Genomic DNA, 12,570 nt, shown 5'->3' on the forward strand with positions numbered 1-12,570 from the left:
CGCGTTGAGGACATCGCGGTGCTCGTCCCGTCGCGGCCGGTCGAAGAGCACCTCGGCCGGGGCGATCCGCGGTCGAGGCGGCTCCGGCCGGCGCTGCTGCGGGCTCATTGCAGGATCGTCGTCTTCGGGAATCACGTCCGGGACGATACGCCCGCAACCGCGGGGCGGTGTAGAGCGCCAACTGACCCCTCACCCCGGTCTGTCGGTGGTGGCCGGTAGCCTCGCGGTCCGCCCCAGCGACGGGCCGGGGAGGGCAAGTTGACGGCTGAGGCATTGATGCGGCTGCGGTGCAACTCCCCGCGTTGCCAGGGAAGTTTCACCCGGTTGCAGACCGAGAGCGAGCCCGGCGGCATCCGCGCGGCTGCCGCCGCGTCGGGCTGGACCATCGTCGGGGGCGCGACCAGCCTCGCGCACCGCATCCTGACAAGGGACATGTCCCCGCAAGACCGCTGCCCGGCCTGCAACCGTGGACGACCAGTCGTGTTCCCCGGCGGCTGCCCGCATTGCGGCGGAATGGGGCCGATCGGCAGCTCGGACTGCATGGACTGCGGCCAGGGCGACCCCGACACCGAACGCGCCGCAGGCGACAACCAGCACGATGCGGACATAGCCGAGGAGGAGCCGTGAGGCCTACCCGGTCGACCGTCCGTCGGCCCGTGCCCAGCCGGCAGGTCTCAGGTCTTCTTCGAGCAGGGCTGATGCATCGACACGCACTGTCAGCTCCTGCCCGAGCAGCTGCTCGGCCGACAGGTCGGTGACCCGCACCAGCATCGCCGTTTCAACGGGCACGAGCGCGGCCGCGGCGCAGAACGACTCCAGGGTGCACCACGCCCGGGCCCCTTGGACGCGCGCGACGCGGGCCGTGGTGCGGGTTCTGTGGCCGGGCATCATTCGGTCCAGTCGAGCTGCTCGGCGGGGATACCCAGGGCCAGGCCGTGTCGACGGCCCGGCGTCGGCCTTCACCGTCACCGCGCCGGTACCGGTGCACCTGCCCGGGGAACGCGACGTAGACCAGGACGTCCGGACGGTCGCCGGTGGCGGTGTAGTTGCTGTACCAGCCGCCGGTCGGCGAGAGCGTGTCGGCGAGCGCCTGGGCGAGCTGCTTGGCGACGGTGTCGTCGGCGGTGAAGTCCATCAGCGTCCACGCGTCCGGCTGCCCGGGTGCCGGATCTGCCACGGTGACGCGCCAGATCCGGGTGAGGGTCAGCGGCACCCGTAGGTCTGCGCCGGGCCGCAGGCTCTCCGCGATCAGCACACCCGTCAGCACCGCTGCTCCTTTGAAGATCCCTGCTGGTGCGGGCGACCATAGCGGTCGGGTGTGACAGGTCGTTCGGCGGGCTGCGCCCCGGGCTGGGGCTGCCGCCCTGGTGGGGGGACGTAAGCTGGGCGGCTCCATGCCCGGCCGGGGTGTGGGGATCATGGCCTGGGAGGGCAGCGTGGCGCAGGGAAGTTCTGGCATCAGGGGCGCGCGGGTCGGGTCCGGGCCGCTTGGGGAGCCGGAGCGCGGCGACCTCGCCCCACGGACAGCCGTTTCGTTCTGGTGCGGCAAGGGGCACCACACGCAGCTGAGCTTCGCGATTGAGGCGGAGGTCCCGCCCACGTGGGACTGCCCCCGGTGCGGTCTGCCCGCCGGGCGGGATCGCGACGACGTGCCCGTCGCCGAGGGCCACGCCCCCTACATGACTCACATGGGCTACGTCCGGCAGCGCCGTACCCAGGAGGAAGGCGAGATCCTGCTGAACGAGGCGCTGGCCAAGCTGCGCGGAAACATCTGAGGCAGCCCCGGCGGCGCCTTGCCGGCCGCCGCGCGGGGCACCCCGTCAACCTCTGGCCGCGCCGCCCGGGGAGGGGACCCGGACGGCGCCTGGGCCGTGACACGAGTGGCTGACGCTGTGTCAGCGGCGGCTGCCAGTCTCTGGGGGTCGACCAATCCGACCCCTGTAGGGAGTGTGCGCCTGTGGGCATCACCGCTGATTATCTGCGCCGGACCGTGACCGCCTACCTGGCTGCGCGCCCCGAGCAGCGCGCCTTCGTGGATCCGCTGTTCCAGCTGCTGGACCAGGGCGTGGATCTGACCGACCGGCGTGAGTGGCGCGGCCACGCGACGGCCAGTGCCGTGGTGCTGAACCCGGACGGCCAGGTCCTGCACATTGCCCACGCCGCCAGCGGGAAGTGGCTGCCCGCGATCGGCGCCCATCTCGAGGAGGAGGACAATTCGCTTGCCGGCGCGGTCGCGCGGGAGCTGGAGGAGGAGCTCGGCCTTGAGCCGCAGGACCTGGTGTGGCTGTTGGACGCGCCCGTGCACGTCGACGTGTTCCCGGTTCCCGGGCGGGAGACCCGCGGCGAGCCCGACCACCTCCATCTCGACTTCTGCTTCCTGCTGGCCACCGAGCGCACCGACTTCGAGCTGCAGGCCGACGAAGTGCACGCCACAGCCTGGCGGCCGCTGGACACGCTCGTGGACGACCGCCTGCGCGAGGGCGTGCGCAGCGCCCTGGCCCAGGTGCAGGTGCCCACTCAGTCGGGCGCGCCGGCCGCCGGGCCCGGGACCTGGAGGGGTGGGTGCCTATGCGGCGCCGTCACCTACACCGTGACCAGTCCGGAAGCGCTTGATGTCTACTGCTGCGCGTGCCGTCACTGCGCCAGGAGCGCGGGCGCGCCCGCCATGTGGTGGGTGGCGGTCGACCAGGCGGCGCTGACCTGGTCCGGCACGCCGTCCTGGTACGCGACCTGGCCGACGCTCCACAGGGCGTTCTGCGGGACCTGCGGCGCGAACCTGGCCTCGGTGGCAGACGGCGCGCCGACCATCTCGCTGACCGGCACCAGTCTGGACGACCGGTCCGGGGCCGGCCTGGTGCCGTACGGCTACAGCTTCCGCGACCAGGCCCCGGTGTGGATGAGCATCACGCTGGCTCCCGAGCCGCAGCCGCGGTAACGGTCCAGGCAGGCTGCGGATAGCGGTGACTCGTCGGGGCGCGGTGCGGGAAGAGCGGGGGCTGCGAGGCGACGCGTTCCGCGTGGGCGCGCACCGCCTCGGCCCGTGCTGGATCCTTGGCCCAGAACCTGCCCGGGGAGCACCTGGAGAAGAGCAGGAGGAGGGAACAGGGGCCGCCGTCCAGGGCCCGCAGCTCGAGGCGGGCAGGGTCGTGCAGCATGCGGGCGTTCAGCGGGAGGCCGTAGTCCGTGTCGGTCAGCGCGCTGCGCAAGTGGTCGATGCAGGGGTCGAGGTCGCGGTAGCAGGCAAGGTCGAACCGACACGACCACACCGAGCCGCTCACCCCGGGAACCGTCTACGAACTGGACGTCGAAATCTGGCCCACCAGTCTGCACCTGACCGCAGGCCACACCCTGACCCTCGACGTCCAGGCCCACGACTACATCCACCCCGGCGCCGTCACCAGTGCCCGGCCCGACCTCGCCATCCCGTTCACCGGCTCCGGACCGTTCCTCCACAACGACCCCGACGACCGGCCCGACAACATCCACGCAGGCGCGCTCACTCTCCGTACCGGCGCTCAGTACGCCTCCCGCCTCCTGCTGCCCATGCTTCCCGCCTGACCGGACGCCGGGCAGCGCAACGCCAGGCTCCGGGGGCGGCATCGACGCCGAAGATCCTCAACCGGGCCGCCGATCCCGTGTACAGGGCGAGCAGCTGGTGGCGGGGGCGGCCTTCTTCTTACGCAGCTTCCGGTCGCCTGTTATCTCTGGGCCTAGCCGGAGATCCGGGAGCGGGTGGTCTTCTCGAAGTCGAGCAGCCGGGGCTGGTCGGGCAGCGGTGATGTTGCCGGTGCCCGACCAGCGCGGGCTGCACGCGGCGCGGGCATGAGCACCGCCAGGCGCGCCTCGGCTGTCGGGAGCGGGGCGTGGCCAGCGGCGTAATCGAGGACTTTGCGTGCGTGGGCTGCCTGGCCTGCGGTCAGCAGGTACTCCTCCGGGGATCGCCGACGACCGCCTCGGCGGCCGCCGCGTTGGCGGTGGGCCGGGGTGGGTTGGCCAGTGCGGGGCCGGAGCGCCAGCCGCGGCCAGGATCTTGCAGTCCGGGATCAGCACGGCGCAGCGCGTGCAGGTCTCGGCAATCCGCCACAGTCTTCCGGCGCGGTCCGTGTGGACGCTGAGCACGACCGGACCGCCGCACTGGTCCGGGTCGGCCGACGGAGCCGACACCGTTTGGGCTGCGCCGTGGGCGCGGGCGGTCGGGTCGGGGGTGTGCCAGGCGCAGCTGGCGGCACGGCAGGCGCACCATGCCTCGCTGTTTGGGCCGCCGCAGTCACGGATCCGGCCCAGGTTTTCTTTGGCGCGCTGGTCCGGGCTGGAGCGGGAGCAGGTGAGGCTGACCTGGCCAGCAGAGGGCGCCCGTCGGGGTCCAGGCGGATCGTCCTACACCTGTCCCGCGACCCGCTCGGCCTGCTGCACCATCGGCGGACCATCTCCGCATTCCTTGATCGTCCCCAGTCGGATTCCCATCATCTCGCCTCCCATCGCCGCAGCGGCCAAGAGGCGCATCGGGCGTGTCCGAGTGAGCCTGGGAGAAGCCGCCGGGTCGGACAACGGGAGGTCGCGATGGCGCGTCCGGTGTGGTCGGGGGTGTTGTCTTTCGGGCTGGTGAGCGTCCCGGTGCAGATGTTCACCGCGACCGAGGATCACACCGTCCACTTCCACCAGCTGCAGCGCGGCACTGGGGACCGGGTCCGTATGAAGCGCGTCAACGAGCGCACCGGCAAGGAAGTCGACTACTCGGACATCGTCAAGGGCTACGAGGTTCAGCCGGGCGAGTACGTGATCGTGGAACCCGAAGAGCTGGACCAGATCAGCCCCTCGCGCTCGAAGACGATCGACATCTCCGGCTTCGTCGACCTCGCCGCCGTGGAGCCGGTCTACTTCGCCCGCACCTACTGGCTCGGCCCGAAAGGCGAGGAGTACGCCAAGATCTACAAGCTGCTCGCCGAGGCCTTGGAGCGCTCCGACCGCGCGGGTGTCGCGGTGTTCTCGATGCGTGGCAAGGAGTACCTGGTCGCGCTGCGCGCGCACGACGGGCTGCTGGCGCTGCACACGATGCACTTCCCCGATGAGGTCCGCGACCCGCGCAAGGAGATCGACACGCTGCCGTCCGGCAACATGAAGGTCGGCGACAAGGAGCTGGCGACGGCCCAGCAGCTGATCGACATGCTCGCGACCGACTGGAACCCGGGCGAGTTCCGGGACACCTCGGAGGAGCAGGTCCGCAAGCTGGTCAAGGACAAGGCCGCCGGACGGGAGATCGTGGTCTCGAAGGGGGCGCCGGAGGAGGGCACCAACGTCGTCGACCTGATGGAGGCGCTGCGGGCGAGCATCGAACGCGCCGGCGGCACTGCCGCAGCGAGACCGGAGAAGACGGCCGGCACGCCGAAACCAGAGACCGGCAAAACCAGCACCTCTAGGCGGCAGGCGAAGAAGGCCCCGGCCGCCAAGAAGCGCACCCCGGCGGCCGGGCAGGAGGATCTGAGCGGCCTGACCAAGCAGGAGCTGTACCGGCGCGCGTCCGACCTGGACAGCGCGCACCGCTCCACCATGACCCGCGACCAGCTCACCCACGCCATCAAGAAGGCCGGCCGGAAAAAGTCCCGCGCCGCTTGAACCGAGCCTCCAGGAGCACCAGTTCGACGAAACGGATCCGACGCCCGCACAGCGCGTGAGGCCGGGCGCGGGGGGTGTCGCGTAGCCTGGCGCACGGCAACACGGGACCCGGTTTTGAAGGGGAAGCACACGGTGCGGTGTTTCGACTGTGCGCAGGGATCGGAGCGGGCCGCGGGTCTGCGCGAGGCCGCGGAAGCCGTGCGTGGCGGCGATTTGGTGGTGCTGCCCACCGACACCGTCTACGGGGTCGGTGCGGACGCGTTCAGCCCGGCCGCGGTGGCGCGGCTGCTGGCCGCGAAAGGCCGCGGCCGGCACATGCCCTCCCCGGTACTGATCGGTTCCCCCGACCAGCTGAACGCCCTGGTCGATGAGCTGCCCATACGGGCCGGGCAGCTCATCGAGGCGTTGTGGCCGGGGGGACTGACCCTGGTCGTGCGGCACAAGCCGTCGCTACCGCTCGACCTGGGAGAGACCCGGGGCACCGTCGCGGTCCGTATGCCCGACCATCGTGTAGCTCTCGACCTGCTCGCCCGCACGGGGCCGATGGCCGTCTCCAGCGCCAACCTCACCGGCCATCCGTCCCCGCAGGACTGCGACGCGGCGCAGACCATGCTTGGCGAGAGCGTGGCGGTCTACCTCGACGCCGGCCCTACCCCCGCCGCGGTGCCGTCCTCGATCGTGGACCTCACCAGCGAGGTGCCGCTGCTCCTGCGCGCGGGCGCGGTCGGCGCCGACCGAATCCGGGAGCTGCTGCCCGACCTCACCGAGCGCTGACCCTTCATGCCGCCGCGGTGCCCGCCTGGTCCAGGCCGCGCGCGGTGACCAGGCGGGCGGTTCCGTCGGTGAGCCGGTAGGCCAGCCCGACCACCGCCGCGCGCCCCGCGGCGACCGCGTCGGCCAGGGCACGGGAGCGGTCCAGCAGCAGGTCGACCGAGCAGCGCACGTGCTCGTCGATGAAGTCGGCGTCCTCGGCGTGCCCGGCCGCGCGCGCCGCCAGCACGCTGGGCGTGACGCGCTCGATCACGTCGCGCACGAAGCCGTCGCCCGTGGCCCCGCCCTCGACCGCCGCCCGGGTTGCGGCGACCGCCCCGCACGAGTCGTGGCCGAGCACCACCACCAGCGGGCACCCCAGCACGCTCACGCCGTACTCGACGCTGCCGAGCACCTCCGGGCCCATCACGTGTCCGGCGGTGCGCACGACGAACAAGTCGCCCAGCCCGCGGTCGAAGATGATCTCCGCAGCGAGGCGGGAGTCGGAGCAGCCGAACAGCACCGCGAACGGGCTCTGCCCCGGCGCCAACTCGGCGCGGCGGGCGGCGTCCTGGTTGGGGTGCTCCGGTGATCCGGCGACGAAGCGCTGATTGCCGGCCAGCAGTATCTCGAAGGCTTCCCTCGGTGTCGGTGTCACGTTATCGGTCATGCCCGCGCTGCTTCCTCTCGTGGGGTCCCACGGCTCGTTCGTAGGATCCGATGACCCGGGAGCCCGGGTGGCCAGGTCAGCAATGACACGAAATCTGTGTCGTGTTTGCCGTGTCGTTCGTCACCGGTCATGCTGAAGGGATGCAGCAGGTGCCCGCCCCCAGGCCGTCGCAGTGGACGTTCCTGACCAACCACGCCCGCGTCCTGGTCCAGATCGCCCGCGACCCCGGCATCCGCGTGCGGGACATCGCCGCCGAGTGCTTGCTCACCGAGCGCGCGGTCAAGCGCATCATCGCCGACCTGGAACAGGCCGGCTACCTCACCCACGTCCGATCCGGACGCGGCAACCGCTACCAAGATCCCGGGCACCGGGTTGCGGCACCCCGCCGACGGCGGCCCCAAGGTCGCCAACCTGCTCGCGCTCCTCACCGGCCACCTCCCCGCCGCCCACCCCAACGGCGACACCCGCTGACCATCTCCGGCCCTGGCGGCACCACCGCGGTCAAATCCACCACGACCCGGCCGGGGCCCGGAATCTCACCCAGCGCCCGGTCAACCGCCCGCCACTTCCAGCGCGTTCACCGCTACCGAGGATCACACCGTCCACTTCCATCAGCTGCAGCGCGGCACCGGGAACCGGGTTAGGCCTGGGTTAGGCCTGAAGCGGGTCAACGAGCGCACCGGCAAGGAAGTCGACCACAAGGACATCGTCAAGGGCTACGAAGATCGAGCCCGGCGAGCGCTTGGTTGTGGAACCAGAGGAGCTGGACCGGCTTCCTCTCGGCCTCTCGGCGGCCCGTGCGATCCCGCCGTGAGGCGGGATACGTGGGCTCCCGACTCCGGATGGCGGCCGTCGCCTTCGCGGACCTGCCGGTGGTGTGGGCGCGGACAGGGCGGCCCGTTGCCGCCGGTCCTAGGCTGGTAGTGGTGGCGCGCTTCGCGCGCCTGGATTTCCGGAGCGGCCGATGAGCACTGCCGGGTTCCCCGCGGGTCTTGGGCCGCAGCCTCCGCTGACGGTGGAGTGCAGCCGGGTGCCGGGCGGCCTGGTGTGCTCGCTGATCGGGGACCTGGACCTGGACACCTGCCCGCAGGCGCGGATGGCGCTGTGGCGAGCGATCGAGTCGTGGCCCGAGGTGGTCTGCGTCGACATGCGCGAGGTGACGTTCTGCGGCTCGGCCGGTTTGAACGTGCTGCTGGGGGCGCGGGCGCTGGCCGAGCAGGAAGGGGTGCCCCTGGCGGTGATCGCGCCCAGCCCGCAGGTGGAGCGGCTGCTGGAGGTGATCGATGCCCAGCGGCTGTTCCTGATCTACCCGCACTACGAGCTCGCGGTGGATGACCTCGGCTCTTTCTGACGACACGTCGAGCCCGGGTGTGGATCGGTGACCGGTGGGCAGGCGCGCAGCGACCCGTCCGCAGCATGGCCCTCTTGGACTCGGCCCATGAACAGCGCCGCCCTGTACCCAACGTCGTTCTTCCACCGCCGCATCCGTTTCCCCGACCGCGGCCACCGCGGCTTGGCCGTGACGCGGGGGATGGAGTTCGTCCGTCAGGCGCTTGCGGAGTGGCATCTGGGCTCATCCGAGATCGGCGGCGACGCCGAGCGAGCCGACGACGCGCTGCTGATCGCGGTCGAGCTGCTGACCAACGCCGAACAGCACGGCGGCGGCGCGCGGGAGCTGCGCCTGGACCTCGACCCCTCCGGCCAGTGTCTGCGGATCGCCGTGGCCGACGCCACCGCTGACCACCCTCCCCGACCCGGCCCGCCCCACCGGCCCGCCCAGGTGGGGGGCCACGGTTTGCACATCCTGACCCGGCTGGCCACCTGGGGCAGCTCCGCGAACAGCGGCGGCAAGACCGTGTGGGCCGACGTCGCCGTCCGCACTCCCTCCTACGGCCGGCTGCAGCAGTGACATTTTCTTCGGGGCCGGCCCACTTCGTCGGGATCGGGGCGCGCTGCCCGGGGCCGGTGGCACCCGGGCAGCGGGGGTACTGCACCGGGACCCGTCGTCATGACGCGGGGTCGGTCAGGAGCGGCCGCGGCCGGTGAGCAGGTCACGGGCGCGGTCGACCAGGCCGGCGCCGGGGGCCAGGAGCTTGTTCATGGGTGGAGTGTCGGGGGCGGCCGGGTGTGGGCGGGTGGGCGCCTTGGCCTTGGCGGAGCGGATCTTGTCGCCGAGCTCGTCCAGCTCGGCCGGGGTGCACGCGGCGGCCAGGGCCGGGAACAGCCGGGCCTCCTCGTCGGCGACGTGCGCGGCGACCTCGCTGATCACCCGGGCCACCAGGGTGTCGAACTGGGAGTGGTCCGCGTCCCTGCCCTCCAGTTCCTTCAGCAGGCGCTCGACCGTGGCGTGGTCGGTGATCTCCTTGTCGGCCATCGCCTCCCCACCGGCCACACGCGCGCGCACCGCGGGGTAGAGGTACATCTCCTCCGCGACCGAGTGCCGCACCAGCTCGATGGTGAAGTCGTCCGCGATCTCCCTACGCCGCGCGTCGCCCGGCGGCAGGGCGTTGATCTTGTCGAACATGTCCTCCACCTCGCGGTGGTCGGCCTTCAGCTCCTCGATGACGTTCCCGCCGTGTCCCACGACCCGCTCTCCCTTCCTCACGGCCGCACCTGGAGTGAACGGCCCGAAGGCTCATCCGTGCCCCGCCGGTGCGGGGCCTATCGGTGGGGAGCCGACATGCGCCCGGTCAGCCCCCATGGCGCACCCGGCCAAGGGCCCAGGGGAAAGAGTCAGGGGTCACCGGTGAGCGCGGCGGCGAGATCGGAGGCGACGACCAGGCGCTGCCCGGGCGGGGCGTCGTCCGGAACGACCAGGCGCAGCCGGTCCCGGTCGCCGGTCACCACCGCGCACGCCGCGTCGCGGGCCGCGCAGATGTGGTCGATGCGCAGCGCGGCGCTGACCTCCGTCGGCCCCAGTTCGCCGGGGCCGAAGTCGACCACGACCCGGCGGGCGGCGTGCCGTCGCAGCTGGTCTTCGACGGCACGGCACAGCACCGGGCGGTCGTCCGGGGTCAGCGGGCCGTGGACGGTGACCACGACGACTGCGTCCGCGTCGCGCGCGAGCGTGAACACCACCGACGGCCTCCCTTCGCTGCGCACCCCGTTGTTGTGGATGATCCGCCACTGTAGGCGCCGGAGCCGGTGCGGGGGCCGCCGGGACACCCCGGCCCGGGTCCCGGACGGGGCAGCGGGCGGGGCAGCGGGCGGGGCGTGACGGTGTCCGGCGCGTGTGCGAGCGCGGTCGCGTGGCCGTGCAGGCGCCAGCAGCCCTCGCAGCGCAGTCGGGGGGCGATGGCCGCGGCCTCGGTGATCGGCAGCGCGTCCGCGCAGGGGTCGAGCAGGCGCCGGCACAAACCGCTCAGATGGCGGGTGCGGGTGATGTGCCAGCAGCGGACCTGCCGTCCGACCTCGGCGGGCCGGTGCTCCGCCCGAAGCTCGAAAGCGCTCATCCCACTCCCTCCGCCCGTACGCGTCTGCGTTTCCCGCGCGTGCTGACAACCCTGCAGGCCGCACCATGTCATCCCGGCCAGGTCAGGCCGCTCCGCGAGAGCCGGGGCCGGATCCGGCCGGCGAGGATCCCTATGCGCCGGTCGTCTCCGGCGGCGGCCGGGTGGTGAGCGCGGTGAGGAGTTCGGCGACGGTGGGGCCGGCGTCGGCGGGGTGCCGCAACCTGGTCCCCGGCACGAGCCGGTAGCGGTTGTGGCGCCCCGCCCTGGTGTGGCTGAGGTAGCCGCCCTTCTCCAGGTCGGCGATGATGCGCAGCACCGCCCGTTCGGTCAGCAGGCAGCGTGAGGCGATGTCACGCACCCGGATCCCCGGGTCGCGGGCGATCTGGACCAGCACCCGGGCATGGTTGGTCAGGAACGTCCACTGCGGCGCCCTGGCGGCGGATACCTCCTCCATCACCCCAGGATGTCCCGGATAACCTGTCACAGCAAGCACGAAACCATTTTCATGCAACTGTTGACACTCGTCGGATCGGGGGCCAACCTGGAGAAGCATCCGACGGGCCTGCGAAATGACGGATGCCGCGAAACGGAGGAGGCGCTGTGACCAGGGACGAACTCGACGCGCTGGCCACGGCGCTGCGCGGACACGGAAGCATGTCCCGCTCGGTCGACCAGGCTCTCAAAGCCGTCGACGCGTACCTGACACTGGCCGAGGGCCACCCCGACGCGACCGCGCTGACCTACGAGCGCGGCCGCGCGCTTGACCTGTGGCACGCCCTGCAGGACACGGCCGCCGCGCTCGCCCTGCGGCCGGACACACCCCAACCGACGGCAGCGTGATGAACGGTCAACCGGAGCGGTTCACCCCCCGCTGCACCGCTGAGGACGCCAGCGGCGTGCTGGTCTACCACCTGGCGGGCGACCTCGACTTCGACACCCCGGACGTGCTCGCCTTCGACAAGCCCCTCGCCGACTTCCGCGCAGTCGTCATCGACCTGGCCCAGGTCACCTTCTTCAGCTCCACCGCCCTGAACGCCCTGCTCGGCCTGCGCCTGCGCGCCGAGCCTCTCGGCACGCCCGTCCACCTTGCTGCCCTGCCCCGGGCGACCGCCCGCGTCCTGGAGCTCACCGACGCCACCGCCCTGTTCCCCATCCACCCAGACCTGCACCACGCACTGGCCGAACTAACCCCCGACCCGCCCCCCGCATGAGCCGGCCCGGTGGTGCCAAGGCAGCCGAGCGCCGGTCGGTGCGGGCGCGGTCGCGGTGGAAGGCGGGCCGCCTTCAGGGGGCACGCGGGACGCGGATCAGCGGCCGCACCAGCTCGATGGTGAACTCGTCCGCGACGTCCCTGCGTCCCGGCTGGCCGGGCGGCAGGGCGTTGAACCGGTCGAACCTCTCCTCCACCTCGCGATGATCGACCGTCAGCTCGTGAATGACGTTTCCGCCGTGTCCCACAGTCACTTTCCCTTCTAGCAGAACTCAATGCCCTCGGGCGGCTGTCCCGGCCTCGTCGCGTCGACGTCCGCGAGGCCGCCCCGGTGATGGAGCGGGTCAGGCCGGCGGCACCGGCTGGAGAGGCACAGCTGGCGCACACTCCTCCTCGCGGTCACGGACCAGCCACCACAGCAACGCTCCTGTGCCGGCCGCGCACGCGGCCGTGACCAGGATGCGCATCGGCCACGACCGGCCGCCCCCGTGGCGGCTGTGCTCGTGGGTGCGGGCGGTCAGTGTTCCGGCGGTGTGCCGGGCTTGCTCCGCCACCTGCTGGGCGGCGGTCTGGGCCGTTTCCTTGAGTGGCTCGGCTGCGTGTTTGACCTGTTCGGTCGCGTCGTGCAGCGTCCCGCTGCTGCTGACGGCGTTCTGGACCGTGCGGATGCCGCTCACGGCGGCCGCGCGGGCCGCGCTCGAGGCGTGCTCGGCATGCGTCTTGAGGCTGTCGGCCGCCTGGGCTGCGGCCATGACCGCCTTCTCGGTCCGGGCCTGCGCGGTGGTGTGTGTGCCCACAGAGGTGTCCCTCCTTCGGCACGAGGTGCCAGTCTTCTCTGGCGTGTAACCCGCGACCTGCCCCGCCACGCGCCCGAC

General features: G+C 72.0%; 19 protein-coding genes and 1 pseudogene. 12 read left to right on the forward strand and 8 right to left on the reverse strand.

Translation table 11 applies throughout. The annotated features are described in order from the left end of the window. Window positions 1-324: 324 nt before the first annotated feature. Window positions 325-627 (forward strand): hypothetical protein, encoded by a 303-nt coding sequence (locus tag TR49_RS38895; RefSeq protein WP_042391059.1) that lies wholly within the window; start codon window positions 325-327, stop codon window positions 625-627. 151 nt (window positions 628-778) lie between these two features. Here the strand turns inward: TR49_RS38895 and TR49_RS38905 are convergent, their stop codons facing one another. Next, the gene (locus TR49_RS38905; protein WP_052434993.1) at window positions 779-1,267 is read right to left on the reverse strand and encodes a hypothetical protein; all 489 of its coding nucleotides are present in this window, start codon (window positions 1,265-1,267) and stop codon (window positions 779-781) included. 169 nt (window positions 1,268-1,436) lie between these two features. On the opposite strand from TR49_RS38905, the gene TR49_RS38910 reads away from it, so the two are divergent. Together TR49_RS38910 and TR49_RS40705 are read left to right on the forward strand one after the other, a co-directional pair. Beyond that, a complete protein-coding gene (locus TR49_RS38910; RefSeq protein ID WP_042391086.1) occupies window positions 1,437-1,775 on the forward strand; it encodes an RNA polymerase-binding protein RbpA in 339 nt (112 codons plus the stop codon). A gap of 182 nt (window positions 1,776-1,957) precedes the next feature. After that, a complete protein-coding gene (locus TR49_RS40705) occupies window positions 1,958-2,935 on the forward strand; it encodes a GFA family protein (RefSeq protein ID WP_052434994.1) in 978 nt (325 codons plus the stop codon). On the opposite strand, the gene TR49_RS38920 is transcribed toward TR49_RS40705, so the two are convergent. Continuing rightward, window positions 2,904-3,278 (reverse strand): hypothetical protein, encoded by a 375-nt coding sequence (locus TR49_RS38920; protein ID WP_042391067.1) that lies wholly within the window; start codon window positions 3,276-3,278, stop codon window positions 2,904-2,906. The two genes, TR49_RS40705 and TR49_RS38920, sit on opposite strands and share 32 nt — an antisense overlap. A gap of 31 nt (window positions 3,279-3,309) precedes the next feature. Here TR49_RS38920 and TR49_RS46955 point away from each other — a divergent pair, with 31 nt between their 5' ends. From TR49_RS46955 to TR49_RS38930, 3 genes are all read left to right on the forward strand, one after another. Next, a complete protein-coding gene (locus TR49_RS46955; RefSeq protein WP_369405373.1) occupies window positions 3,310-3,558 on the forward strand; it encodes a hypothetical protein in 249 nt (82 codons plus the stop codon). A 1,002-nt stretch (window positions 3,559-4,560) separates the two neighbouring features. Next, window positions 4,561-5,613, forward strand: coding sequence for a non-homologous end joining protein Ku (ku, locus tag TR49_RS38925; RefSeq protein ID WP_042391069.1), 1,053 nt, complete (start codon window positions 4,561-4,563; stop codon window positions 5,611-5,613). A 132-nt stretch (window positions 5,614-5,745) separates the two neighbouring features. Beyond that, window positions 5,746-6,387: an L-threonylcarbamoyladenylate synthase gene (locus TR49_RS38930; RefSeq protein WP_042391071.1), complete on the forward strand. Its 642-nt coding sequence runs from the start codon at window positions 5,746-5,748 to the stop codon at window positions 6,385-6,387. Between the two features lie 4 nt (window positions 6,388-6,391). Here the strand turns inward: TR49_RS38930 and TR49_RS38935 are convergent, their stop codons facing one another. Continuing rightward, window positions 6,392-7,033 carry a carbonic anhydrase gene (locus TR49_RS38935; protein ID WP_042391073.1) on the reverse strand — a complete coding sequence of 214 codons (642 nt, stop codon included), beginning with the start codon at window positions 7,031-7,033 and terminating at the stop codon, window positions 6,392-6,394. Between the two features lie 140 nt (window positions 7,034-7,173). Here TR49_RS38935 and TR49_RS42265 point away from each other — a divergent pair. The 4 genes and pseudogenes from TR49_RS42265 to TR49_RS38945 all read left to right on the forward strand — a co-directional run bounded on the left by TR49_RS42265 (window position 7,174) and on the right by TR49_RS38945 (window position 8,942). Continuing rightward, window positions 7,174-7,504: pseudogene (locus tag TR49_RS42265) on the forward strand (helix-turn-helix transcriptional regulator). Between the two features lie 144 nt (window positions 7,505-7,648). Further along, entirely contained in the window at window positions 7,649-7,957 is a 309-nt protein-coding gene (locus tag TR49_RS47120; RefSeq protein ID WP_439654172.1) for a hypothetical protein, read from the forward strand. A gap of 106 nt (window positions 7,958-8,063) precedes the next feature. Then, complete coding sequence (locus TR49_RS38940; protein WP_052434995.1) at window positions 8,064-8,384, forward strand: STAS domain-containing protein; 321 nt, start codon at window positions 8,064-8,066, stop codon at window positions 8,382-8,384. Window positions 8,385-8,471: 87 nt separating this feature from the next. Beyond that, window positions 8,472-8,942, forward strand: a complete 471-nt coding sequence (locus TR49_RS38945) for an ATP-binding protein (RefSeq protein ID WP_052434996.1) — start codon at window positions 8,472-8,474, stop codon at window positions 8,940-8,942. Window positions 8,943-9,056: 114 nt separating this feature from the next. Here the strand turns inward: TR49_RS38945 and TR49_RS38950 are convergent, their stop codons facing one another. The 3 genes from TR49_RS38950 to TR49_RS38960 form a co-directional block, all read right to left on the reverse strand. Continuing rightward, entirely contained in the window at window positions 9,057-9,617 is a 561-nt protein-coding gene (locus TR49_RS38950) for a hemerythrin domain-containing protein (protein ID WP_042391076.1), read from the reverse strand. A gap of 149 nt (window positions 9,618-9,766) precedes the next feature. Beyond that, the gene (locus tag TR49_RS38955; RefSeq protein ID WP_042391077.1) at window positions 9,767-10,111 is read right to left on the reverse strand and encodes a hypothetical protein; all 345 of its coding nucleotides are present in this window, start codon (window positions 10,109-10,111) and stop codon (window positions 9,767-9,769) included. A gap of 504 nt (window positions 10,112-10,615) precedes the next feature. Then, on the reverse strand, window positions 10,616-10,939 hold the full coding sequence (locus TR49_RS38960) for a helix-turn-helix transcriptional regulator (protein WP_042391079.1): 324 nt from the start codon (window positions 10,937-10,939) through the stop codon (window positions 10,616-10,618). Between the two features lie 146 nt (window positions 10,940-11,085). Between TR49_RS38960 and TR49_RS38965 the strand changes: the two genes are divergently transcribed. Both TR49_RS38965 and TR49_RS38970 read left to right on the forward strand, forming a co-directional pair. Further along, window positions 11,086-11,325, forward strand: coding sequence for a hypothetical protein (locus TR49_RS38965; protein ID WP_042391081.1), 240 nt, complete (start codon window positions 11,086-11,088; stop codon window positions 11,323-11,325). Further along, complete coding sequence (locus tag TR49_RS38970; protein WP_042391083.1) at window positions 11,325-11,696, forward strand: STAS domain-containing protein; 372 nt, start codon at window positions 11,325-11,327, stop codon at window positions 11,694-11,696. Before TR49_RS38965 ends, TR49_RS38970 begins: the two co-directional genes overlap by 1 nt. A 73-nt stretch (window positions 11,697-11,769) precedes the next feature. Here the strand turns inward: TR49_RS38970 and TR49_RS47125 are convergent, their stop codons facing one another. Both TR49_RS47125 and TR49_RS38975 read right to left on the reverse strand, forming a co-directional pair. Then, window positions 11,770-11,892, reverse strand: coding sequence for a hypothetical protein (locus TR49_RS47125; RefSeq protein ID WP_439654171.1), 123 nt, complete (start codon window positions 11,890-11,892; stop codon window positions 11,770-11,772). 147 nt (window positions 11,893-12,039) lie between these two features. Next, window positions 12,040-12,492 carry a hypothetical protein gene (locus tag TR49_RS38975; protein ID WP_042391084.1) on the reverse strand — a complete coding sequence of 151 codons (453 nt, stop codon included), beginning with the start codon at window positions 12,490-12,492 and terminating at the stop codon, window positions 12,040-12,042. Window positions 12,493-12,570 lie beyond the last annotated feature (78 nt).

The sequence above is a fragment of the Streptacidiphilus melanogenes genome (assembly GCF_000787835.1).
GTDB lineage: Bacteria > Actinomycetota > Actinomycetes > Streptomycetales > Streptomycetaceae > Streptacidiphilus > Streptacidiphilus melanogenes.